This is a genomic window from Nocardia gipuzkoensis, from assembly GCF_021183645.1.
Classification (GTDB): Bacteria; Actinomycetota; Actinomycetes; order Mycobacteriales; family Mycobacteriaceae; genus Nocardia; species Nocardia abscessus.
On record NZ_CP089225.1, the window covers coordinates 4,783,717 to 4,807,488 of the forward strand.

The following is a 23,772-nucleotide window of genomic DNA, read 5'->3' on the forward strand; positions in this document are numbered from 1 at the left end:
CAAATGCAAACCGGAGCGTTCAACCGAGCAGCAGCAAGAACACGAAGCATCAGAAGAGAGCCGACGACCGATGGCCGGTGGATTGATCGGCCACCGGTCGAAGCCCTCTGATTTCTGTGTGGCAGGCCAGCCCCTACTTCAGCGCTTGCAGGGCGGTATGTACCTCAGCGACCTCGTCGAGCAGCATGTCGAGACGGTCGAGCAGGTCCGCCCGCCGTTGATGGGTGCTCACAACAGGCAGTTCCGAAGCCTCGCTGGTGCCGACTTCGGAGCGGTCGAGCGGCTGGTCCGTCGCCGGGGTCGTGCCCTGGTCTTCTCCGAAGATTGTGCTGCATAGTTGGCGGACACGTTCTTCGTCGTTGCGGGAGAAGCGCCACGCTTCACCATCCGAGGTGGGTGTGCCACCGAGTTCGTCCGCCGCGTCGTGGAAACGGCGGTCGTATGGTGCCTCGACTTCGACCTCGGACCCGACCGAGATGATTACACTTTGCATTGCGGAGCCCTTTCTCCGTACCTGCCCCGGTCTGGTGTTGGCCCACCAGCCGGGGCGTCTCAATTCTGGCGGATACGACGCTATATGTGCGCCCGGAGACCATCAATAGGTAATTCAGCGAAAAGATTTCCACAGCAATATTTTTCGCGAGTCCATCGGAAAACAATTTAGGGATTGGTCCTACACTTGGCGGTTACTCAGCTACCTGCGGATATGAATTCTTCGACGCATGGTGGTTCAGTTCGTGCCGTCGGCAGCCAAGGCGGCGCGGATGAGGCCGGCGAGTTCGACTGCCTGCTCCAGAGACCAGGACAGTATTCCGTTTTCCGCCATCAGGGCATGGAATTGCTGTTCGCGGTAGGGCACTCCAGGTGGTAGGGCGGCAACGTGCCAGTGGAGGTGAGCGTTGCCCTGTTGGCTGCCGAGACTGGCGATATATAGCCGTTCGGTGGGGACCACCGTTTGCAGTGCTCTCCCAACGCGGCGAACCATTCTCATCAGTCGCAGATATTCGTCTTCGTCCAGGTCGTCAACCACATGCTCATGGTGATGTTTCGGCGAAACGAGCACGTAGCCGGGCAGGGTCGGATACCGGGACAGGAACGCGATGTTCTCATCGTCCTCAGCAACGATCTGCTCAAGCTTCGAGTCGTGCTGTCCCGCGACGATGGCGCAGATGAAGCACGGTTTCGAGCGAACCCGCCGTTCATAGTCGTCGATGTCGAACGAGATGCGTTCCATGACAACGATTCTGCGCCGATCCTGCTCACGAAGGCGCCGGAACGGCACGATAATTACGCGGCGCGGTGCCGCCTGATCGGGGTGGTCGCGGTGAGCAGAAGGAGCTGAATCAATGATGTTCGACGACAAGTTGGGCGAGTTCCAGCAATGGCAGGCCAGCCCATGGGGCAGGCTGCGGTACACGGTGGCGATGGCGAACCTTGTCCGGCACCTGCCCGCCGAGCGAGGACTGGAGATCCTCGATGTCGGTGGTGGCAATGGTGTGGAAGCGGTTGAACTCGCTCGACGCGGACACCACGTCACCATCGCCGACCCCTCACCCCAGTCCCTCGCCGAAGCGAACACGATCGCCTCCGAGCGTGGCGTCCGCGACCACATCACCACATACCCGGCCGATATCGACTCCCTCGGCGCCACGCTGGGCACCGACGGCTTCGATGTCGTGCTACTGCATAACGTGCTTCAGTACCTTCCGGAGAGGGAACGCACCGCAACCATGCTGGCGGACCAGCTTCGGCCGGCTGGGGTGCTGTCGCTGATAGCACCCAACGCTGACACCGACCCACTGCTGAGTGCGGTGCGTGGCCTGGATCTGGACGAAGCACTGTGGCTGCTGGATAGCCCCACCCGGTACAGCGGCGCGTACGACACCAGAACTCACGCCTGCTATGCCGACCGGGTCGCGGCGGACCTGCGCACGGCGGAGCTGAGCGTTATCGGGAGGTACGGCATCCGCTGTGTCTGCGACCTCATCGTCGACGACTCCCGCAAGTCCGACCCGGATTTCTACAGCAAGCTCGAGCGGCTGGAACTCACCTTGTCCCACCGCGCTCCGTACACCCATACCGCACGGTTCTTCCACCTCATCGCAGCCCGCGCACAGTAGATGCTCCGCACGGCGTACGTCCCGAGGCGTTCGCCGAGCCTCTCGTCCGCACGATGCGCTGCGGAGAGCGTGGGAGGCTGGGGGCCGTGACCGAATCCTTCTCCTGTCCGATTGTCGCTACGGTAACGCCGTACCAACGTGGCGGTCACCTGGATCTTTCGGCGTTGAGCGACTATCTGGATCTGATTGGGGCTGCGGGTGTCGAGACGGTCCTGGTCAACGGAACCACCGGGGAATTCGCCAGTCTGACGGTGCGCGAGCGGATCCAGGTCGCCGAGCACTGCCGAAGCAGGTGGAGCGGTGTCCTGGTCGTGCACGTGGGTGCATGCGCGGTCGGTGATGCCGTGGAATTGGCGCGCCACGCCAGCGACTTCGCCGATGCGCTGGCGGTGATGAACCCGTTCTTCTTCGCCGAGGCTGCCGAAACCGGGATCGGGGCCTACTTCCGCGCAGTGTTGCCGCACTGCCTGCGCCCGACACTGCTGTACAACTTCCCACGCCACACCCAGGCACCAATCCCACCGCGGCTCGCCGCGCAGCTGGCCGGAGAGTTTCCGCAGCTGACCGGGATCAAAGACTCCGGGAAGGACCGCTCATTGACCTACGAGTATCAGCAGATCGGCCCCGACTTCCGGGTGTATCTCGGTGACGACCGGATCGGGGCCCGGATCGCGGAGATCGGGGCGGCCGGGGTGGTCACCGGCGCCGGAGGGCCGGTCGCGGAGCTGCCGGTAGCGGTCGCAGCGGCGGTGGCGGCCGGTGACATCGAGCGTGCCCAGGCCCGGCAACACGAATTCGACCGCTACACCGACGCCCGTAAACGACTACCCATCAGCGATGTCGCCTTCGCCAAAGCCGCGGTGTCGACCCGGCTGCCCGGGTTCCCGACCCTAGTCCGGCCACCGCTGACCTCAGCATCACCCGAACATGCGCGAGAGATCCACACGGTCATGAGATCGATACTTCCGCTACTCCACCGTGACAACCCGGCGTACTGATCAGAATCCGGTTCAGTTTTCGATCACGAGATCGCACACTGTGCGGGCCAGTTCCCGAACTCCGGAATCGAGAACACCGGACCGATACCCAGTCCAGTCCGCCAACTTGGGTGCGTCGCGGGCAGAACCCCGTGCGATCATCCGCTGTCGAACCTGTTCGGTGGGCGAGTCTATCCACACGGTCACGACCGGCAGGTCCGCCTCAGCTTCGGTGTGCTGTCGCATGAAAACTCCCAACGGAAGTCCTGCGGCGCCTGCCGCACGCATGGTCGACAGGAACGGTGCGTCCAGCACCACCGGGTGGTGGGTGGCCACGGTCAGGCCGGTACGGATGAGGCTGTCGTAGATGCCCGGCGCAACGACCTCGCGGTAGGTGTCGGAATCGCGATCGAACGGATCGCCGGTCAGCCGCGTCATTACCGACTCCTCCAACGCCGGTGCGAGTGTGTCCTTGTCCAACACGACCGCGCCCATCCCCGCGGCGAGCCACCGCGCGGCCGAGGACTTGCCTGATGCGGGGAATCCGCAAATCACCATCGCACCAGTGCTCCGGATCGGTGCCGCCGCCTGGTCGAGCTGCTCGCAGACCAGGGCGGCCAGGGACGTCGACTGCTGTTCTTTCATCACCGATGGACTCCATCACACTTGCTTGCGCTGGCGAATTCAAGCCGCGTGCTGGTCACGTTGCGGGAACCGGTGTGCGTGCGCGGTGGGCGCGAACACGGCATTTGCCGGAGCAGTACAGTGCTGGTCTGCCACCGCGGCGCTGTTTCAGTGGCGCCGCGCACCCCGGTGCGGCGCAGATCCCAAGACGGTTCGGGCGACCTTCGGCAAGGCCGGGCCGTTCGGCCGGCGTCGGCGGTAGGGTGTGGCAGCCGTCCCGGTGTACTGGCCACTGGCTTTCGGTGCGCCACAGCTGGCGGTGGGTGCCGTGGTCGTCGACCTCGTAGGGTTGATAGCCGAGCCGAGCCAGTTCGGCGGCGTCGAGTCCGCGTTCGCGATGGAAGGTGTTGATGGTCGAGGCGCCGATGGCGCTGCGAATCTGGAAGCAGGGGCGTCCAGGGTGCGCGCCGCAGCGTAGGCACGGCTGGTCCATTTCGCCGTAGAACCCGCGCCAAAGCTCGCCGGTCACAGGCATGCTTGTGGCGAGGGACGCGTGTGGTTCGGCTTCATCAGGATGAAGTGGAGTCACGCTCGCGGTGACGGGATCGACCCATTCCGCGCGAACCAGGAACGGGAACCGCCTGCGTAGCTGCTTCCATGCCCCGGATGGCCGAAAGGCGTCTGTCAGCGTTGCGTGCACGTAGTCCAGCGACCGCGTGGCGGCCGTGAGCTCGGTGAGGGTGCCTTCGACCCGGACCAGTCCAGACGGCATGAGTAGAGGGACTTCGGTGGTCGAGGTCAGCCCGTCTGCGCCGAGGTCGATCATGCAGACCGATTTCGGCGGGTCGAAATCGATGGGCCGCGGGCCGAAGTCGTAGACATAGGGCAGAGGCGAGCCCGAGTAGCGGACCGCGCGGGAGACCGCGTGCGGCCAGTGTAGGTCACCGAGCGCGACATAGTCGATTCCGGCGAACACCTCGACCGGGACCGTGTGACGGCTACCGACCCGCAACCGTTCCGGACCGCGTTCGGTGGGGTCGGCCACTGGAACATGACCGACCACCACCGAACGCGCTTCCGGACGGCCCGCCAGGTCCGCACGCACTCGCGTCATCGCGGTAAGCCAGCGATCGGCGTGCGACCGGCCCGCACCACAACCGAGCGCGGATCCAGTGAACTGCAGACATGGAACCCCGTACACCGCGACAGACCCGTGCTCGTCGTCGAACAACACCGGCCTGCCGATGCCGGCCACGCTGGTCACCAAGTGCAACCCGCCTGCGGCAGAGAACACTGCTCCGGCTCCCAGACGGATCGGTGAGTCATGGTTACCTGCTATTATCAGCAGCTGCGCGCCAGCAGCTCGGATCGCGGCGAACGCGTCCTGACACACAGCAACCTCGGCCTCAGATGGATCGGTTCTGTCGTATATATCGCCAGCGACGACCACGAGATCGACTTCCCACTCCTCTACGAGTGCTGGGATCTCCCCGACGAGTATGACCCGCTGAGCGGCCAGCAAGGGCATGCCACGCATCCGGAACCCGATATGCCAGTCGGACGTGTGCAGGATCCGCATGCGCGACAGGATATTCCGCGCCACTGACAACTCTCGCGGACCGGGGTCACAGTGCCCAGGGGTACCCGCAAGGAGTTCCAGCGGTGGGCCTTCGTGCGGCAGGCGCCGGCCGTTTCGCTGCTCCGATTACCAGCCGAAGTAGCTGCGGATGAGCAATTCGTCCGGGCGTGGCTCGGGTATATGGAGGTCTTTTGGCGCGCATCCGAGGAGTGGGTGGGCGTCTGCGGTGGGGTCGGTGGGGTGGTGGAACAGGATCAATTCGATCACTGTGTCGACGTAGGCGAGCGCCGTGGTCATCAAGGTGACCGCGAAGGTGGCCAAGTCGCCGACGGTCGTCGGTTCGGCCGACAGGACCGTGGTGCTGGCCTTCCAGACGCCGAGTTTGGCGACCTGTTGCTGGGTGAGTTTCACGTCGTCGAGCAGGTCGAGGTTTACGGCGATGGTGGTAGCGCTGCCGTATCCACGGCTCGGTACCGGCCCAGTCGGCAGTACGGCCTCATGGATGTAGTTGCGCAGTGTCGAGGTGATGTAGGCGTAGGTTCTGTATTCGACGATCCGGTCCACGATCTCACCGGCGGCGTATTTCTCGACGATGTGGCTGGTGATTAGGGGCAGAGAGTGCAGGCTCTTGGGTTCGTTCCTCTTCGGTCCCCGGCCGTCGTGCAGCCGTCTGAACAGTCGGCCGAATGTGTCGAATACTGCGGTCAGGTAGAGCAGTTCGCGGTCGAATGCCTCGCTGACCCGCTCGGTGGTATCGGCGGTAGGTGTGTGCGGCCCGTTGTGGGTCGACAGTGCGGCCAGCAACTCGTCGAGCGCGCGCAGCGCGCGCTGGGCCCGTGCCGAGATCGAGCCGAGGTCGGAGACGACATCGGTGTGCCTGCCCATCAGGGCGGCCACCATCAGGTGGCGAAGATGCGGGATGTGGCTCTCGATCCCGATGTGGTAGACCCCGCTGACCGATCCGGCGCGCAGATCGTCGTAGACGATGACGCCCGTTCGGTTGTACCGCAGGCTCAGGTTTCCCGTCATGCGCAGATAGTGACCGAATATCGGTAGCAGGTCGGGAGGGGTGATCATGGCGGCGATATCGTTGTCGGCGACTTCGGGTCGGCCCGCGGTCGGCGCCTCGGTCACCACAACGTCTAGCCCGAGTTTGAGGGCCACGGCCGCCAGCGCTGCGGCGCGGTAGCGGTCTTCCTCGGTGAGGTCGGATTCTGCCGACTGTAGGGCGTCGAGGTTGGCGTAGACGCCGAAGAACGGGCACCAGCCGCCGAAGGTCTGCTCGCCTGCGGTGTAGGTGGTCACCCAGACCTGCGACGCGTCGGCGATCTTTTCCAGTTCGCCGAAGCTGTGATAGTCCACGACATGCACGATCGCGCAATCGAGGCGCTGCCTCCACGGTTCGGTCAGATCGTCGTGTTGCTCGCCGAATACGAGGAACGCGGGCTCGATTTCCGGGCGCCGTCGCAGCACCGATACGAAGTCGGCGATATCGGGCGGCTCGGCCCCCAGGGTCGACAGATCCAGGCCGACTCGCAGCGGGCCGCGTCGCCGGGACGAGTGGATACAACGGCCGATGCTCGCCATGTGGTGCACGGACATACCTCATGAAGCGATGCTCCGGCGCGTCGTGGGGCAGTACCAGCCCCTCAGTGCCGGTCACGCCGAAAGTCTCTCCCGCCACGGCAGTCCGGCGCTACATCTGTTTCGATGACAGCGCCCGGTGTAGCGGGTCGGCCTGGTGGTGGTTCGGCCAGCCGCCTGTTCTGGTTTCTCGTCGGCGGTCGCCGTGCTCCGGCGGGGCCCGGCGGCCGTCGAACCAGCCGCGGACGGCGATGAATCGGAGCTGGCCGGGCCGTCCGCGTCTCATTCGATAAAGCCCGGCTCCATCGGCCGATGGCATCTCTACCCCAGGGGCTCATCGCCACGATCCGCCACCGACCGGTCATCCGGGCCGCAGTCTCGGAACACCTCTCCTTACGAGGCGATAGCGTAGCCACCGATTACACTCGCGCTCTCCCATGAGGATCCCGCGTGGGTATTCCGCGCCGACGAAGTGCCGTCAGGACGGTGGTGTGGTTGACGTCGAGATGGTTGCCGACCCGGGCGAGTGACCAGCCGAGCTTGTAGAGATGGATGGCGGTGTCGACCTGGTCGGGGGACAGCCCGCGGCGGCGCATCGGTACCTCGTGTCGGTGGAGGATATTGCTGACTGTGCGCCGTTCGATACCGAATCGGGCAGCCAGTTCATACACGGTTGCTCCGGCCTGGTAGCCGGTGATCAGCTCCGCGACTTCATCGGCGTCGAGTTGCCGTGCCCGCCGGGGTCTGATTCTCACCACAGGCGGTGGGGCCGATGTTGTGGGGTCGGGTAGCTTCTGGATCAGGTTTTCCAGGGCTTCCGCCTGCGTTTCAGGGCTTCTACCTGCGCTTTTAGGGTTGTAGTAAGGTCCCCCAAGGTCCACCTAAAATGGCAGGTCAGGACCGGTATTGCACCGATCCTGACCTGTTTTATTTGGCCCGACCCCACGAAAACCCCACGGTTTGGTATTTCGTTTCGGCTGTGGGCATCACCCGTGTAGGTTCTGCCGCCTACGAGTGACCTTGAGAAAGATGCTGGTTCGTGGTGGCTGTCGGTCAGTGTTGTTTGGATCGACCGGTTGGGCTTGCTTCGTCCGGCATGCAGCTTTGGTGGCGAAACGAATCCGTGCTCCTGTGGCCCGCGTACGCGGGGCAACGACGACTTAGCTGATCTGCTGCGTCCCAGTGTTGGACCATCCCCGCATGTGCGGGGCCGACAAACCCGGCGACCGGTCGACGCGCTCACCGACCGCACCGCCGACACGCTCGCGGCGTGGCCGCGTACCCATCCCGGAGTCGAGATCGTATGCCGAGATCGGGCCCGCGCTCAGAACTCTGTTCAGCATGAGTCGGCGTCTCGACAACCCGATCACCCGCGATACCGCGGCAAGTTCGTTGTGCGCGCTCAGCTTCCACTCGGCTGGTTCGGCAGTGAACGCGTCCTGCCGAACTCGGCGCCGTTCGTGCGCGGCTTATTCGGCTGAGCCGACTTCACGGCCGCTCATCGAGCGGCCGTGCCGCCTCCGCCTGACAGGCTGCTGATCGCGCAGACCAGCGCCACGAACGGGTCGGTGATACCACCACAGCTCCCTGCGACCGACACGGCCGGTGCGGGCGCCTGCGGTTCGAGCGGCAACGGCTCCGCGGCGGCCGCCCCAGCACCGGCCAGGGTTGCGGCACCGATCAGGGCGGCGGCAAATCCACGTACTGCGAACATTCGAACTCCTCGTGCATCGGGTAGACGGCCGAACCTAATCGGCAACCCCTTACCACGCATGACCCGAATTGTGTTGTCCTCGAATCAAGGGTGCAGAACTCAGTGATTGGTCGAAGCCAGGTCGTCGCGGGGCTCTGGGCACAGAGTCCGTGATTGACGCGGTGGCGTTCGACGCTGCCGAAACAAGGTTCCGCGCAGGCGCACTGATCGTCCTGCTGCATCTCGGTCCGCCCCAGCTCGTTCCGGCTGGGGCGGGCCTGTGCCGGTTCCGCACCCGCGCTCAGGCGGTCGCGACCGGAGCCGTCGCGCCGGTCTCGACGACCCGGCGACGCCGGCTCGGCACCATCAGGGTCGGGTGGTTGACGCTCCACACGGTGGCCTTGCAGATCAGCTCCTTCACGCGCGCGCCCTTGCGGCCCACGTCTACCTTCGAGGTCGGCTGATCCTCCTTGGTCACCTTCTGCACGACCGCATCGCGGCGGCCGAGGCTGATGCACTGGCTGTTGTAGCCGATCGGGGCATCGGGGACTGCCCGTCCGGTCAGCCGGGCGGCAATGGCGTCGGCACCCAGCCAGGCCATGGGAGTGGCGGTGGCGCAGCCCATGCGCAACGTCTTGCCTCCCACTCCCGCGGCGTGCGCGGCATCGCCGACGGCGTACACGTCCGGGTGCGAGACCGAGCGCTGGGTGGCGTCGACGACGATCCGCCCCGCCTCGGAGACGGTGAGCGTGCTGGCGGCCGCGATCGGGTGCACGGCGAATCCCGCTGTCCAGATGGTCATTTGCGCGAGGATGTCCGCGCCCGACCGGGTGGTCACACCATCTTCGGTGACGCGGGTGACGTCGGCGTGCTCGTGGACGGTGATACCGAAGCGTTCGAACGCGCCGCGCAGGTGGCTCTGCGCCTTCTCGTCGAGCCAGTCGCCGACACCGCCGCGCGCGGCCATGGCGACCTTCAGATCCGGGCGCGCCTCGGCGATCTCGGTGGCGATCTCGATGCTGGTCAGGCCGCCGCCCACGATCAGCACGGTTTCGTTCGCCCGCAGCTGGTTCAGGCGTTCCCGCAGCCGCAGCGCGGCCTGCTTGCTCGCCACCTGGTGGGCGTGCTCGACGACGCCGGGCACGCCGAAATCGGCGACGGTGCTGCCGAGGGCGTAGACGAGTACGTCGTAGGCGAGGGTTTCGGCCCCCTGCTCGCCGATCAGTTCGACGGTCTTGCGGTCCGCGTCGACCGAATCGACCCATGCGATGCGCACCTCGACGCCGGTGCCCGCGAATATCTTCCGCAGTGGGCGGACCGGCAGGTCCCGGCCGGCGGCGAGCTGGTGCAGGCGGATCCGTTCGACGAAGTCGGGATCGGCGTTGACCAGGGTGATCTCGACGTCGTCGCGGTGCAGTCGCTTGGCCAGGCGGCCGGCGGTGATGGCTCCGGCGTATCCGGCTCCGAGGACGACGATGCGGTGCTTCATGGTGTTGCTCCTGTCTCCGGTGGGTTCGGAACTTGAACCGGACAGCCACACGAATGCTGACAGGAGTCGACTGTGATGCGGGTCACCATAAATCGGGCAGGGGCGCTCCCGGTGCGTACGTGGCCCACTGGCGATTGGCGTGCGCCAGCTTGTCGGGGTTGACGTGGGCGTGCACGGCCGCGATGCCGTCGGCGGTCACCTCCAGCACCACGACGCCGACGATGCGATCCTCGGCCACCAGGACCAGTGCGGGCCTGCCATTGACGATCGCGGCGAACGGCGTGGGCTTGCCGCCGAGCTTGTCCCACTTGGCGCCCGTGGGTTTGATGGCGAGCCGCACGAACAGCGCGATGCGCTCGGCGCCGACGAGCGGCCTGTTCAAGGTGGCGAAGAAGGCGCCGCCGTCGCCGATGATGGCGGCGTCATCGGTGAGTAACCGCACCAGCTCGTCGGTCCGGCCGCTGACCGCCGCGGTCAGGAATTCCTCCACGATCCGGCGGGCGGCGGCCTCGTCCACCTCGATGCGCGCCCGTTCCACGGCCAAGTGCTGTTTGGCGCGGCGATAGACCTGCTGGCAATTGGATTCGGTGGTGTCGAGCAGGTCGGCTATCTCGTGGTGCGAGTAGCCGAAGGCCTCGCGCAGCACGTACACCACGCGCTCCTTGGCGGTGAGCCGCTCCATGAGCGTGAGCATGGCGATCGACACCGATTCACGCTGTTCGACGGTGTCGGCCGGGCCCAACATCGGGTCGCCGGCCAGCACCGGCTCCGGAAGCCATTGCCCCACATAGGTTTCCCGGCGCACGCGGGCCGAGGTGAGCTGGTTGAGGCAGAGATTGGTGAGCACCTTGGTCAGCCACGCCTCGGGCGTCTCCACGTACGCACGGTCGGCGGTCTGCCAGCGCAGATACGTCTCCTGCACCGCGTCCTCGGCGTCGCCGGCCGAGCCCAGCAAGCGGTAGGCGATCGCCTGCAGGCGGCCCCTGGAGCTTTCGAACAGATCGGCCTCGCGCGTGAGCAACATGTCAGCTATGGTCGGCCATGCGCACCGGTCGCGTCCAGCCGTACCGGACCTTCGCATCCACGCGAAAATCGGGCTTGCCTGGAGTGCGCTCCAGGTGTCGCCTGCCAGGGGAGTTTTCCCTGCTCAGTCGTCTCGGGCGTTACGGACGGTCTTGGGTCATGGGCCGGAAGGCTGGCCATCTACTGACCGTTCGCGGCGGGCTCGAATGAACAGCGGTCGCGGCCCGTTGTGCTTACGCTGCTGCTATGCACGTGGGCGGGTCTGCACTGATCGGCCGTGCCGCCGAACTCGTTCTGCTCCGGCAGGCACTGACCGAGGCGATCAGTGGACGGCCGCACATGGTGGTCTGCTCCGGTGAGGCGGGTATCGGTAAGACCCGGCTGTTGACGGAGCTGGCGCGAGATGCGGAGCGGCGGGGCGTGCCGGTGTTCTGGGCGCGGTCGCTGGAATTGCCGGACGCGCCGCCCTATTGGCTGTGGCACCAGGTGCTCGGCGCAATCGAGGGCGACGGGTCCGCCGACCGTGCGGCACTGTTCGAGCGAATCGTCGACAGGCTGGCCGAGATCACCGATACCACCGGCGGACTGCTGGTGGTGGACGATATCCAGTGGGCCGATGAGCCGTCACTGGTCGCGCTGCTGCATGTCGTGCGGTCGTTGCGTGGCAGGCGATTACTGCTTTGCGCGGCAGAGCGGCAGCACCGGGAATCGCCCGGGTGGCGTTCGGTGAAACCACGACTCATGTCCGAGGCGACGGTCGAAAGCATTGTGGTGCCCGGCTTTTCGACCGATGAGACGGGTCGCTATCTCGCGGTTCTCGCGGATCGCGAGATCGATGAGCCGCTCGCGCGAACGGTGCGTGCGCTGACCGGCGGTAATCCCTTCTTCATCCGCGAGCTCGGCCGGATGGTGCAGTCCACTCCCGATGCGGAGATTTCCGCGCTGCCGCCCCGGCTGGTCGATGTGGTGGGAACGCGGGTCGCGGTGCTGTCGGCCGCCACGCAGCATTTGCTCTCGGCGGCCTCTTTGCTCGGTGAGGAATTCCCGCTCGCCATTGCCGCCCGGCTGGTCGAACGCCCGATGATGGAGTGTCTGCCCATGGCCGACGAGGCGATTCGCGCGGGCCTGCTCACGCCGGGCACCGCGGCAGGCCAGGTGACCTTCAGCCACGGCATCGTGCGCGCGGCGCTCGCGTCCGTCCTGCCCCTGCATCAACGGGTGCTGTTGCACGGCCGCGCCGTCCAGGCGATCGAGGACCTGTATGCCGACGATCTCGACGAACATCTGGCCGAATTGGCAAGGCATGCGGGCGAAGCCGCCATTGCCGGTGGCCGGGATAGAGCGGCGCACTGGGCGCGGCGGGCCGCTGATCACGCCGCGGCGAGCCTCGCCTATGAGGAAGCCGATCGTCTCTACGGGCAGGCGCTCGGTCACACACCCGCGGCCGATTCCGTGGATCGTGTGCGGTTGCTGCTCGCGAAGGCCGCGGCCGCCGTGCGTTGCAGCCGGCTGGAATCGGCGGGTCCGGTGTGCGCGGAGGCCTTCGTCGTCGCGCGACGCCTCGACGATCCGGAACTGCTGGCCGAAGCCGCGCTCGTGCTCGAACCGATCGGCGAACGCGGCTGGGATCGTGATGTGCGCGACCGCTGCGATGATGCGCTGGCCCGCCTGACCGACGAACAGTCCGCCCTGTGCGCAAGGGTATTGGCCCGAAAGGCCGAAAGCTTGCTCTATCTGGGCGAATACCATGAGGTCCGGAAAATCTCGGCCACCGCCCTGCGCCATGCCTTCTTCTCGGGCGACCGGGATGCCTTCGCCGCCGCGCTCGCCGCACGCCAACTCGCCTGCAGCGGACCGGAATACGTCACAGAAAGGGAATCTCTCGCCGCCCGCATGATCGAAGTAGGCCGCGGGGCGCGGCGACCGGAGGTGGAGATGCGCGGCTGGCTGTGGGCGGCCGATACGCATTGGCAGCGCGGCAAACTCGACGAGGCCGACCGAGCCGTCGCTGCGCTGGCGTGGTGCGTCGAACGGGTCGGTGGCCCGATGGCGCGCTGGCATCTGCTCGTCGCACAGGCCGCCTGCGCCCAGGCGCGCGCCGACTTCGCCACCGCGCTGCGCCTGAGCCGCGCCGCCTTCGCGCTGTTGTCGGCCCTGGACCATCCCGCCGCCTTCGGCACCTACGCCTCGCTGATCGGTGCGATCGGCCATCATCATGGCTACCCCGAGCCGGCCCTGGTCTCGTTGCCGCCCGCCCGCCGGGCGGATATCCGCAATGAACTGCTCGGCCTCATCGGACCCGCCCTCATGTTGCTCGAACTCGGCCGCACCGCGGAGGCGCAGCAGCTGTACCGTCGTGCCGGCACACCCCGGAACTGGACCGTGCCACCATATTTCACCCTCGACGCGCTCGCCGTCGGCACCCATATAGCGGTCGCGCTGCACGCGGTCGACGATATCGAGCACTTCCGCGAGCGGCTCGCGTCGTGGCGCGGGCATCACGTCACCAGCAGCGCGGGAGCGTCGAACTACTTCGGCCCCGTCGAACTCCTGCTGGGCAAATGCGCTGCCGCCCTCTCGGATTGGGAGGCCGCCGATACCGACCTCACCGCCGCCACCCGAATCTGCACCGACATAGGCGCTCCCGGCTTCGCCGTCGAGGCGGAGGCCGAACGCGCCCTGCTCGCCGCGCGCCGCGGCGATACCGTTACCGCCCGCACCCTCGCCGAGCGCACCCTCCCGACGGCACGCGCCCTGGATATGCCGCCCTGGGTCACCCGCCTCGAACCACTCCTGAAGGGTGCGGGCGCACAACATCTTTCTCCCCGTGAACGAGAGGTCGCCGCCCTCATCGCCGACGGCCGCACCAACCGCGAAATCGCCAGAACCCTGGTGATCTCCGAACGCACCGCCCAAAACCACGTCCAGCACATCCTGGGAAAACTCGGCTACACGACGCGCACCCAGATCGCCGTCTGGGCGGCCCGCGAGGCGAGCCACGAATGAGCACCGCGGCCGCCGTCTCGGCCTTCGTCCAAATCATCACCACCCCGGCCGTCACATGCGCCCAATTCGAGACCGTGAACGCCGGTATGGGCAGCGAGCCCATCGGCGGCATTCTGCTGAGCGCAGCTGGATTCGTCGCCGGCAACCTGGTCACCCTCGACGTGTGGGACAGCCGGGCCGCCGCCGACCGTTTCGTCGCCGACCGCCTCATCCCGGCATTCGAACGTACGGGAGTGATACCCGAACCCGACAGTGCCGCTGTGGAGTTCGACGGCCGCATGACGGTGTCGGCCGCACCACCCCGCCGGGTGCACCTCCGCATTACGAAGGTTCCCGGAATCACCGCCGCCGAGTACGACAGGGTCGACAGTGTGGTCGGCGCCGCTCCGGTCACCGGCCAGTTCGTGCACCTCGCCGGTATCGCGGCGGGCGTGCTGTACGTCATCGATCTGTGGGACAGCCACGAGGCCGCCGATCGGTTCCTGACCGAGCGGCTCTACCCGGCGTTCGAACGCGCTGGAGTAATATCGGATCCGGACGTCACCATGGTCGAGTTCGACGCCCAGCTGTCACCGCCGGTGAGTAGCGAATGAGCAAGGGATGAGTAGTTCGGTCGATTCCGGGCTCCAGCGGGTCTCCGTAGCGTCGGACGTGCGCCCCGTTCGACGGGCGATGGATTCCATTGAAACGGAGATAGTCATGAGCTACCGCGATCCGGGAGAGGTGGCGCGGCACGCGTCCCAGCAGGCGACGGACGCGCTGCGCCGGGCGAACAATGTGCCGCCACCCCGGGCCTACTACTCGCCGGGAGGGGGCGACGACTCCGATGACGAGGCGATGATCGCCGCCGTGGTCGTCGCGGTTGTCGTCGTCCTCATCCTCTGCGCCCTCCTCTGATCGGGCCGGGAGTAGAGATGATGCGACGTTTTCTCGTGGCGACGGCCGCCGTCGGTTTACTCGCGAGCGGGGCCGCCGTGCCGGTCGCTCAGGCCGAGTCGCCGGAAGGGATCGTCTCGGTGAGCTTCCGCGGGACGAGCGGCCGAGATCGGGTGTCGTGCAACAATATCGTCACAGAGTTCAAGGTGTCCCCGAGTTCCGGAACGATCGAGTGGGACGCGACGGCACACGATATCGATATCAGTTTCGCGGCACAGGATCTCAGGCGCGCCGTGCTGCCGGGTGTGGTGATCACTCCGTCGTCCGGAATTCTGGGACCGGGCGAGAGCACGGTGGTGAAGGTCTCGGGGTCGGTGGCGACGCCGGCGAAGCGGTTCTGGGTGTGGGTCATTGCCCCGAACAGCACCGGGCGCGGGGGAGTGGGTGTCGGATTCACCTGCCAGGGTCGCTGAGCGCGCCGCCGGTCGTAGTTCCGTGCGGTAGAGATCCGGTTCGATCTACATGTCGTGGACGGCCGGAACCGCCGCGCGGACACGGGCTTCCGCGTCGTCGATGGCGGTGGCCCCGGCCTCGATATCCAGGCCGGGGAAATGCCGGACGAGTCACAGGAGGTCGGCGACCTTCTTCGCCGTTTCCTTGGCCGAGCCGGGGTTCTGCCCGGTCACGAGGTTCCCGTCCACCACGGCGTAGGAGACGAACGGCAGCTTGGCCTTCTCGTAGCGGGCGCCGCGCTTCTTTATTTCGTCCTCCACGTTGTAGGGCACGAGCTTGGCTACCCGGGCGAGGACTTCCTCCTGCCAGGCGAACCCGGTGAGCTTGCGCCCGGCGACGAGGTATGTGCCGTCGGAGAGCTTGGTGTTGAGCAGGCCGCAGTAACCCGTGGCAGTTGTTGACGAAGCCCCCGGACCGCTCTGGTTCGGGGCCTTCGTGTCGGGTTGATGAGTGTTGATGCCATCAACACGGTCGGCTTCCACGCCGAAAAGTGCGCGGACTCTTCCGCTGGGCGCGGGTCAGGCGCAGGCGCGATTCAGTTCGTCGGTGTAGGGGGTGAGTTCGGTGACGTTGTCATCGATCAGCGCGTGGGCGTAGGCCGTGATGGCGTCCCTTTCGGCTCCTTGGGTAAAATCGGCCAGACCGGTCAGCCGCTCGGACAGGGCTGTCGCCGTCGCTGGGTCCAGAGTGCCGCCGCTTGTATCGATCGCGATGTTGATCAGCTCGATAGCCTTGGCGCAGCTGGGGGACGAAGCGTGCGCGGGTGTGGCCGGAAGGAAGAGTAGAGCGGCGGCGGCCGCGGAGAGCACCGCGGCGATGGACAACGACTTGATCATGGTTCCCCTAGGGTGTGGGTAAATGGCTCTCGCGCACGCAGAGGCGGCAAGCAGCCCTTCAGGTGCGCGAGCGTTTCATATTATGCCCACCTCCCTCCTGGGGGAGGTGTGGACCGAGTCCACCGCCCCGGCCGGACCCGCCTGGTGTAGCCGGGCTGTTCGGGCAGGTCATCGACGTGGTGCGGTAGCCCGCCGATCCTGAGCCGTGGCTGGGACGCGAATGTCACAGGCGCGCGGTGCGTTCCATCTCCTCGATGACGGCGGGTCACCCCGAGAGCCGAAGTGAGGATCGTGAAATGCTCGAACCGAAGGAACTCGGCGAGCAGGGCATCGGTGGCGCACGGCGGCCGCAGGGACGCATCGATCAGGCCGAATCGCAGCCGCTCAGCGTGCGGTGCCGTGCGGTGGAGGCAGTGCGTGGATGGCCAGGACGGCCGTGTCGTCTTCCAACCCGGATCCGAAGGAGTCGAGCAATTCTCGGAGCGCTTCGACGGTGCGGGAGGCCGTGACCGGAGCGAGGGCGCGCACGAATTCGAGGAGAGCTCGGTCGCTGTAGCGTCCACCGTTCGCGCTGGTGCGAGCTTCGGTGAGTCCGTCGGTGTAGAGAAGCAGGGTGTCCCCGGCTTCGAGCCGGACGCTGCGGGTGACGATCTGGGCGTGCGGGATCGCGCCGATGAGCTGACCGCCCCGGGTGTTCATCTCCTCCACGTTGCCGTCGGGATGTATGAGCACGGCCGGGGGGTGCCCGCCGCCGGCCAGGGTGATGTCGCAGCCGCCGCGGTGCGGAGTGGGTGTGATCAGTCCGAAGATGATCGTGCAGAACCGGCGGTTGTGGCCGTGGTCCCGCTCGATGAGGGTGGTGTTGAGCGTGTCGAGTACGGCGGCCGGATCGCGGGTGTAGGCGGTGGCCGTGCGCAGTGTGTAGCGGGCCACTGAAGTGAGTACCGCGGCGGGGGCGCCTTTGCCGCAGACGTCGCCGAGGAACATTCCCCAGGTGTCGCCGTCGAGGGGGAACAGATCGTAGAAGTCGCCGCCGACCTCGTCGGCCGAGGCGATGTGGTAGTGCGCGGCGACCTCGAGGCCGGGAACCTCGGGCAGTTGGGGTGGTAGCAGTGTGACCTGCAGAGCCGCGTTCAGGCGTTGGAGGCGCTCGCGTTCCTCTTCGGCTTCGCGCCGTGCCCGTAGCAGCTCGGTCTCGTAGGCGCGGCGTTCGCGGGCGTCGAAGACTGTGGTGCGGATCAGTAGCGGCTGTCCCTGGCTGCCGGTTTTGACCAGGGAGGTCACCAGCACGGGTAGTCGGCGACCGTCGGTGGTCTTCATCTCCAAGGCGATGCCGCGGACTTCGCCCTGCATCCGGAGCAGGGGAGCGAAGTGGGTCTCGTGATAGAGGCGGCCGCCCACGGTGAGCAGCTCGGAGAATCGTTTGCGGCCGACCAGTTCTTCGCGCCGGTAGCCCAGCCAGTCGAGCAGCGTGGCATTCACCTTGGCGATGCGGCCGTCGAGCGAGGTGGAGAGGTATCCGCAGGGTGCGTGCTCGTATAGGTCCTCGACGCTGTCTTCGAGGAGTGCGGCGAACGCCGCGTGGTCGTCCGGCTCGGCTCCGAGGCCACAGCCGGCGTCGCGGTCGTCCGCTGCGCTCGTCATCCGGTCCCGCGGGCGAAGGTGGCGATGGCGGCGGCGGTCTCCGCCGGAGCGCTGAGCTGGGGGCAGTGGCCGGTCGCCGTGAGCGTGACCAGTCTGCTGCCGGGGATCTGCTCGTGGACGAAGGCTCCGACCTCGGGTGGGGCGATAGCGTCATCGGAGCATTGCAGAACCAGCGTGGGCACGCCCACCGCGCCGAGGTCGGCCCGGTTGTCGGAGAGGAACGTGACGCGGGCGAAGACGCGCGCGATCTCCGGGTCGGTGCGGCAGAAGCTGTTGGTGAGTTCCTCGGCCAGCTCCGGGCGGTCCGGGTTGCCCATGATGACCGGCGCCATCGCACCCGACCAGCCCAGATAGTTCGCATCGAGCGCCTCGAGGAGTTCCTCGATGTCGGCGGCGCTGAAACCGCCCCGGTATCCGGTGGCGGGATCATCGATGAAGCACGGCGAGGGAGCCAGCAGCACCAGTCCGGCGAACGCGGCGGGCTCGCGCGCGGCGGCGAGCACTCCCATCGTCGCGCTCACCGAGTGCCCGACGAAGACCACCGGGCCCAGCGCCAGGTCGCGGAGAACCGCCAGCACGTCCTCGACGTAACCGTCCATGCTGGAGTACCGCTGCGGGGTCCACGCCGACAGATCCGAGCGGCCCGCTCCCACATGATCGAACAGCACGACGGTGAAATCCCGCTCCAGGGTCGGCACCACCAGCCGCCACATCTGCTGGTCGCATCCGAATCCGTGGGCGAGTACCACCACCGGCGCACCGGTCTTGCCGCTCACGCTCACATGGTTCCGGCTCAATAACTCCACATAGACACCCTCGCAGAAAACGGGCGCGAATGCCCGCCGCCAGCTACACCGCACCCGCCGGTTCGCCCGCCGCCGCCGGACTCAAAATCCTCGCCACCTGGGCAGCCACCCGCGACCACCCCGGCCCCCATCCGCGAGTGAACCTCCGAGATGGCCGCCTCCGGGCGCGGAGCGGCTGAAGGCATTGCCTCCGGGGCCTGCGCCGTCGCTCGTCCGTGACGCCAGGCTGACGCAGCGCCGGTCGTCGGCGGTTGCGGTCAGCGATCAGCCCCATACCGAAATCGAGCGTGGGTTTCGCGCAGCCGTGGGTATCCGGTCGATGTTCTGCGAGCGGCCCGCGCCGCGTTATCTGTATGGAGAAGCAGCATGGCTCACACGAATTTTTCCGACACCGCAGGGCGGATCGCCCAGAACGGCGTCTTCGAGCGATTCGCCCGCGCGGGCTTCGTCATGTCCGGCCTCGTGCATCTGCTGATCGGCTACATCGCCATCCGCCTCGCACTCGGTGGCGGGGGCGGCAACGCCGATCAATCCGGCGCCATGGCGGAACTGGCCGCCAAACCGGGCGGTGCCGTCACGCTCTGGGTGGCTGTGATCGCCTTCCTGCTGATGGCGCTGTGGCGGCTGGTGGAAGCGATCCTGGGCAGCTCGTCCAAGCCCTACTCCGACAGCAAGAAGTCCGAAGCGTTCGCCCGCGTCAAAGCGTTTTCGCTGTGCGCGGTCTACCTCGCGCTGGCTTTCTCCGCATTCCGTTTCGCACAGGGCAGCGGACAGTCGAGCAGTAGCCAGAGTGTCGGGCTCACCGCACGCCTGATGCAGAACACGGCGGGAACGATCGCGCTCGTCGTGGGCGGACTGATCATCATCGCTGTCGGCGGCTACCACGTGCACAAAGGAGCGAGCCAGAACTTCCTCGACGATCTGCACGGAACCCCGAGTGCCTTCGTGCGGCGGCTGGGCACCGTGGGATACGTCGCGAAAGGACTGGCTGTCGCCGCGGTCGGGCTACTGGTGATCCTCGCCGCGACCCGATCCGATCCGAACAAGTCCGCCGGACTCGACGGCGCCTTGAAGACGCTCGGCGCGCAACCCTTCGGCGTGGCTCTGCTGCTCGTCGCCGGGCTGGGCATCATCACCTACGGGCTCTACAGCTTCGTCATGGCCCGCAGCGCGAAGATGTAGGGCCCACCGGTCAGCGCGCCGCGGTCAGCAGTCTGGGTTGCCGCCAGAGTTCGTCGAGTTCCTCCGGGAGTTCCGGCACGGACCGGCCGTAGGATGCGGCCAGCTCGCTCGAACTGAAGCCGCGCACCGACCAGCCGCGCTCGGTCAGCCACTGCGCTGGATCGGCCCGCTCGTCGTCGTAGAACAGCTCCGCCGGGTCGACATCGCCGAACGGGCTGAAGCTGCCGAAATACTTCGACTCGATGCTCGTCAATCGTTTGATGTCGACGCCGGTCACGAAGCTCTCCACGGCGAGTCTGCTGCCGGGTGCGGACAGTTCATCGATGTGCTCGAACAATTTGTCCTGCGCCGCACCGGGCAGATAGGGCAGTAGCCCCTCGGCCGACCATGCGGTGGATTCGCCAGGGTCGAACCCCGCGCCGCGGAGGGCTGCGGGCCAGTCCGCACGCAGGTCGACGGCCACCGTGCGCCGATCGGCTTTCGGTCGCGCACCGTTCTCGGTGAGCACCTTCTCCTTGAATTCCAGCACCTTGGGCTGATCGATCTCGAACACCGTGGTACCCGCGGGCCAGTCGAGGCGATACGCCCGCGCATCCAGGCCCGCGGCCACGATCACGGCTTGCCGAACACCGTTCGCCGCGGCCGCCGTGAAGAACTCGTCGAAGAATCTCGTCCGGACACCCATGAATCCGGGGACCAGCGGTATGTCGGCGAGCTGGGAAGGGTCGGCCAACAGCCCGATGAAATGGGAATGACCCGAGGCCGCGACGAAAAGCGGCGCGTAATCGTCTCGGATCAAAGGATCGGGAGAAGTCGCTTCCAGCGCCCGGAACGTCGCGACCCCGAGCGCGGTCAGTCCCACGCTGCTGACGATGTCCCACACATCTCCATCAGTTCGCATCACCGCTGCACCTACCGATCTGATCGACAGACTTCGAACCCGGCCATCGAGCCGGCGGACTGCTCAGCCCACCGCGGCGGTTTCATGTTCCAGCACTTCGCTGGCCGCGCGTTCGCCCGAGCGGATGGCCCCGTCGATCCAGCCGCACATGACCGCGGAGCTCTCGGTGCCCGCCCAATGGATGCGGCCGCACGGCTCACGCAGCGCATGACCGAATTGGGTGAGCACTCCGGTGGGCGCGTGGCTGAGCATTCCCCCTCCGGAATAGCGCTCGGCGCTCCAGTCCTGCTCGATGTAGTCGACGGGGGAGCCTGCCTTCCGGCCGAATCGCTCGACGAGTGCGCCGAGAACCGCGCCTCGGCGTTCCGCGTCGTCGAGCCGGCCCACTTGCCGAGCGATGGGTCCCTCGATGATCACGCACAGCACGCCTGGTCGCCCGGTATCCGTGCACGCGTCGATGGTGATCGTCGCCGGTGAGCCAGGGGCGGCCGACTGGCCCGACAGCCCGTCGCCGCGCCAGAACGGTTCGTCGTAGACGACGGAGGTCTTGATGATCGAGCCGCTCGGCATCCGCTGGTGCAGGAACGAGCGATCGACGGGCAACATCGGCTTGTAGGAGATCTTGTCGGCGATCGCCAGCGGAACCGCGACGATCGCGCGCCGGGCGCGCACCGTCATATCCTCCGCGCGAACCCGCACCCCGTCGGCGTCCTGATGGATGCACCGGACCGGCTGCGAGAGGTGGACAGAATCGCCGAGTTCGGCGGCCATCGGCCGGTAGATCGCGCCCATTCCTCCGACCGGCCGGGCATCCTGGGCTGCGTCCTTGACGCCCAGAACGAAGCTCGGCCCGCCACCCGACGCCATCTGGTACAGCACGAAAAGCAACGACACCTCCGAAGCCGCGGAGGTGTAGCAGCCGGCTATGGCCGTCTCGAGCAGATCGTGCGCGGGCTTGGAGAGGATGTTGCTTTCCAGCCAGTGCGCCAGACTGACCTGATCCCACTTGTCGGCTTTCTTCGCTGCCCACGGCGCTTCCAGCGGAACCGACTTGCACATATGTCCCAGCTCCAGGAACACCGCACCGAGGTTCATCGCCGCCCAAGGACTCATGGTCCAGGGGATCGTGCCCGTGTAGCGATGCTGCTTGCCGTCGACCACCATCATGGCTTCGCCGTCGGTGTACTGCTTGTAACTCGGTACCCCGAATTCGGTCATCAGTGCCTGGATCCGGTCCTGACCCGGCCCGATCCAGGCGCCGCCCCGATCGATCCACGACCCGTCCTCCCGCACTTCGGTGAACGTGCGCCCACCGAGCCGGTCCCTGGCTTCCAGCAGCGCGACGGATCGACCCATTTGTCTCAGCCGCAGCGCGGCCGTCAATCCCGCGAATCCTCCGCCGATTACGCAAAAGTCGACGTCTGTCATAGCGTGCCGTCCTTGTGTTGCAGTACCGCGCACGGCCGCCGTGCGACCTGCGCTCGATCGGCGCACCCTGGACCCACGGGGTGCGGACAACTTCGATCAGGTCTACGCGTCGAATCTTCAGCAATTCTATAGCGAATACTGTTTCCCGGGCATCTCCTGCCGTTTCCGGTACGTGCGGTCGGCAAGCTGCCTAGGCTCACGAAGCTTGTTGCCGACTGCCTGGAGCTCCTCCGATGACGATGTCCCCGTCCTCCGCGCACAGCCGTGCACCGCATGGTTCGCCGATCGACACCGCCGGTCCGCGGATTCCGCTGTTCTCAACGGAATTCGCGGCTGATCCGCACAGCGCCTATCGGCGGATGCGGGCCCGGTACGGATCGCTGGCGCCGGTGGAACTGGCGCCGGGCGTACCGGCCACCCTGGTGATCGGGTACCACACCGCCGTGCGGATCGTGAACGATCCCGACCACTTTCCGGCCGACCCGCGCACATGGCAGCAGAGCATCGCCGCCGACTGCCCGGTGCTGCCGATGATGCAGTGGCGGCCGAACGCGTTGCGGAATGCCGGAGCCGAGCATGCCCGCTATCGACAAGCCAACGTCGCGGGTCTGGAGAAGGTCGATCTCTACGGCCTGCGCGACACCGTCGCGCAGCTGGCGGTACCGCTGATCAACTCGTTCTGCGCGGACGGGTCCGCGGATGTGGTGCGCCAGTACGCTTTTCCGCTCGCGTTCGCGGTGCTGAACGCCTTGCTGGGTTGTCCGGCGGAGATCGCGCAGCGCGCCGCGACCGGCATGGCCGCGATCTTCGAAGGTGTCGAGGCCGAACGCGGGAACAAGATGCTCATCGATTCGCTGGGTGAGCTGACGCTGCTGAAACGGGCCGAACCCGGCGACGACATCGCGAGTCGGATGCTCGCGCACCCGGCCGGGCTGAGCGACACCGAGATGGTGCATCAGCTCGGCACGCTGTACGGCGCGGGCATCGAGCCGCAGCAGAATCTGATCGTCAACACTCTGCTGCTGATTCTCACCGACGAGCGGTTCGGCGGCAGTGTGCTGGGCGGCAGCCTGTCGACCCGGGACGCGCTGGACGAGGTGCTGTTCAACGATCCGCCGATGGCGAACTTCTGCTTCAGCTTCCCGAAGCAGCCGATCCTGATCGACGACGTGTGGTTGCCCGCCCACCAGCCGGTGGTGATCAGCATCGCGGCGTGCAACACCGATCCCGCGATCAGCACCGACCAGTACGCGGGTAATCGTGCCCATCTCGCCTTCGGCGGCGGGCCGCACGTGTGCCCCGCGAATTCGCTGGCCTACCTGATCGCCCAGGATGCCATCGACCAGCTGCTCGATGCCTTGCCGGAGCTGCGTCTCGCGGTACCGGCCGACGAGCTGACCTGGCGCCCGGGTCCGTTTCACCGGGCGCTGACCGCCCTGCCGGTCGTCTTTCCGGAGTCACCGCCGCTGCTGCTGCCGTAATGACGTCCGT

At 66.6% G+C, this 23,772-nt stretch carries 22 protein-coding genes and 1 pseudogene; 8 read left to right on the forward strand and 15 right to left on the reverse strand.

What is annotated here, in order from left to right; translation table 11 throughout:
• Positions 1-133: 133 nt before the first annotated feature.
• Together LTT66_RS21675 and LTT66_RS21680 are read right to left on the reverse strand one after the other, a co-directional pair.
• The gene (locus tag LTT66_RS21675) at positions 134-493 is read right to left on the reverse strand and encodes a hypothetical protein (protein ID WP_043736650.1); all 360 of its coding nucleotides are present in this window, start codon (positions 491-493) and stop codon (positions 134-136) included.
• A gap of 237 nt (positions 494-730) precedes the next feature.
• The gene (locus LTT66_RS21680; RefSeq protein ID WP_043736653.1) at positions 731-1,234 is read right to left on the reverse strand and encodes an HIT family protein; all 504 of its coding nucleotides are present in this window, start codon (positions 1,232-1,234) and stop codon (positions 731-733) included.
• A gap of 112 nt (positions 1,235-1,346) precedes the next feature.
• Between LTT66_RS21680 and LTT66_RS21685 the strand changes: the two genes are divergently transcribed.
• Positions 1,347-2,120, forward strand: a complete 774-nt coding sequence (locus LTT66_RS21685; protein WP_043736656.1) for a class I SAM-dependent methyltransferase — start codon at positions 1,347-1,349, stop codon at positions 2,118-2,120.
• A 164-nt stretch (positions 2,121-2,284) separates the two neighbouring features.
• Positions 2,285-3,118, forward strand: coding sequence for a dihydrodipicolinate synthase family protein (locus LTT66_RS21690; RefSeq protein WP_043736659.1), 834 nt, complete (start codon positions 2,285-2,287; stop codon positions 3,116-3,118).
• A gap of 12 nt (positions 3,119-3,130) precedes the next feature.
• Here the strand turns inward: LTT66_RS21690 and LTT66_RS21695 are convergent, their stop codons facing one another.
• The 7 genes from LTT66_RS21695 to sigJ form a co-directional block, all read right to left on the reverse strand.
• Complete coding sequence (locus LTT66_RS21695) at positions 3,131-3,742, reverse strand: AAA family ATPase (RefSeq protein ID WP_051047265.1); 612 nt, start codon at positions 3,740-3,742, stop codon at positions 3,131-3,133.
• 55 nt (positions 3,743-3,797) lie between these two features.
• A complete protein-coding gene (gene sbcD / locus LTT66_RS21700) occupies positions 3,798-5,300 on the reverse strand; it encodes an exonuclease subunit SbcD (RefSeq protein WP_113975353.1) in 1,503 nt (500 codons plus the stop codon).
• Positions 5,301-5,426: 126 nt separating this feature from the next.
• Positions 5,427-6,902, reverse strand: a complete 1,476-nt coding sequence (locus tag LTT66_RS21705; RefSeq protein WP_043736662.1) for a hypothetical protein — start codon at positions 6,900-6,902, stop codon at positions 5,427-5,429.
• A gap of 401 nt (positions 6,903-7,303) precedes the next feature.
• The gene (locus LTT66_RS21710; protein ID WP_197986988.1) at positions 7,304-7,639 is read right to left on the reverse strand and encodes a helix-turn-helix domain-containing protein; all 336 of its coding nucleotides are present in this window, start codon (positions 7,637-7,639) and stop codon (positions 7,304-7,306) included.
• Positions 7,640-8,382: 743 nt separating this feature from the next.
• Positions 8,383-8,598, reverse strand: a complete 216-nt coding sequence (locus LTT66_RS21715) for a hypothetical protein (RefSeq protein ID WP_233060322.1) — start codon at positions 8,596-8,598, stop codon at positions 8,383-8,385.
• A gap of 280 nt (positions 8,599-8,878) precedes the next feature.
• Positions 8,879-10,066 carry an NAD(P)/FAD-dependent oxidoreductase gene (locus LTT66_RS21720; RefSeq protein ID WP_233060324.1) on the reverse strand — a complete coding sequence of 396 codons (1,188 nt, stop codon included), beginning with the start codon at positions 10,064-10,066 and terminating at the stop codon, positions 8,879-8,881.
• A gap of 82 nt (positions 10,067-10,148) precedes the next feature.
• On the reverse strand, positions 10,149-11,090 hold the full coding sequence (gene sigJ, locus LTT66_RS21725; RefSeq protein WP_233060326.1) for an RNA polymerase sigma factor SigJ: 942 nt from the start codon (positions 11,088-11,090) through the stop codon (positions 10,149-10,151).
• Positions 11,091-11,335: 245 nt separating this feature from the next.
• Here sigJ and LTT66_RS21730 point away from each other — a divergent pair, with 245 nt between their 5' ends.
• From LTT66_RS21730 to LTT66_RS21745, 4 genes are all read left to right on the forward strand, one after another.
• Positions 11,336-14,095, forward strand: coding sequence for an ATP-binding protein (locus LTT66_RS21730; RefSeq protein ID WP_233060328.1), 2,760 nt, complete (start codon positions 11,336-11,338; stop codon positions 14,093-14,095).
• Complete coding sequence (locus LTT66_RS21735) at positions 14,092-14,688, forward strand: hypothetical protein (RefSeq protein ID WP_233060330.1); 597 nt, start codon at positions 14,092-14,094, stop codon at positions 14,686-14,688. Before LTT66_RS21730 ends, LTT66_RS21735 begins: the two co-directional genes overlap by 4 nt.
• 106 nt (positions 14,689-14,794) lie before the next feature.
• Positions 14,795-14,992, forward strand: coding sequence for a hypothetical protein (locus tag LTT66_RS21740; RefSeq protein WP_233060332.1), 198 nt, complete (start codon positions 14,795-14,797; stop codon positions 14,990-14,992).
• A 17-nt stretch (positions 14,993-15,009) separates the two neighbouring features.
• Positions 15,010-15,444 (forward strand): hypothetical protein, encoded by a 435-nt coding sequence (locus LTT66_RS21745; RefSeq protein WP_233060334.1) that lies wholly within the window; start codon positions 15,010-15,012, stop codon positions 15,442-15,444.
• Between the two features lie 150 nt (positions 15,445-15,594).
• On the opposite strand, the pseudogene LTT66_RS21750 reads toward LTT66_RS21745, so the two are convergent.
• The 4 genes and pseudogenes from LTT66_RS21750 to LTT66_RS21765 all read right to left on the reverse strand — a co-directional run.
• Positions 15,595-15,876, reverse strand: a pseudogene (locus LTT66_RS21750) (type 1 glutamine amidotransferase domain-containing protein); the annotation flags it as partial.
• Between the two features lie 126 nt (positions 15,877-16,002).
• Positions 16,003-16,320: a hypothetical protein gene (locus LTT66_RS21755; RefSeq protein WP_233060335.1), complete on the reverse strand. Its 318-nt coding sequence runs from the start codon at positions 16,318-16,320 to the stop codon at positions 16,003-16,005.
• A 384-nt stretch (positions 16,321-16,704) separates the two neighbouring features.
• Entirely contained in the window at positions 16,705-17,964 is a 1,260-nt protein-coding gene (locus LTT66_RS21760; protein WP_233060336.1) for a SpoIIE family protein phosphatase, read from the reverse strand.
• Complete coding sequence (locus LTT66_RS21765; RefSeq protein ID WP_233060337.1) at positions 17,961-18,770, reverse strand: alpha/beta fold hydrolase; 810 nt, start codon at positions 18,768-18,770, stop codon at positions 17,961-17,963. The genes LTT66_RS21760 and LTT66_RS21765 overlap by 4 nt, the downstream gene beginning before the upstream one ends.
• 366 nt (positions 18,771-19,136) lie before the next feature.
• Here LTT66_RS21765 and LTT66_RS21770 point away from each other — a divergent pair, with 366 nt between their 5' ends.
• A complete protein-coding gene (locus tag LTT66_RS21770; RefSeq protein WP_233060339.1) occupies positions 19,137-19,952 on the forward strand; it encodes a DUF1206 domain-containing protein in 816 nt (271 codons plus the stop codon).
• A 10-nt stretch (positions 19,953-19,962) separates the two neighbouring features.
• Here the strand turns inward: LTT66_RS21770 and LTT66_RS21775 are convergent, their stop codons facing one another.
• Positions 19,963-20,853, reverse strand: a complete 891-nt coding sequence (locus LTT66_RS21775) for a class I SAM-dependent methyltransferase (RefSeq protein ID WP_233060340.1) — start codon at positions 20,851-20,853, stop codon at positions 19,963-19,965.
• A 63-nt stretch (positions 20,854-20,916) separates the two neighbouring features.
• Positions 20,917-22,281 carry a flavin monoamine oxidase family protein gene (locus tag LTT66_RS21780; protein ID WP_233060342.1) on the reverse strand — a complete coding sequence of 455 codons (1,365 nt, stop codon included), beginning with the start codon at positions 22,279-22,281 and terminating at the stop codon, positions 20,917-20,919.
• Between the two features lie 233 nt (positions 22,282-22,514).
• Between LTT66_RS21780 and LTT66_RS21785 the strand changes: the two genes are divergently transcribed.
• Entirely contained in the window at positions 22,515-23,762 is a 1,248-nt protein-coding gene (locus tag LTT66_RS21785; RefSeq protein ID WP_233060344.1) for a cytochrome P450, read from the forward strand.
• The last annotated feature ends 10 nt before the right edge of the window (positions 23,763-23,772 follow it).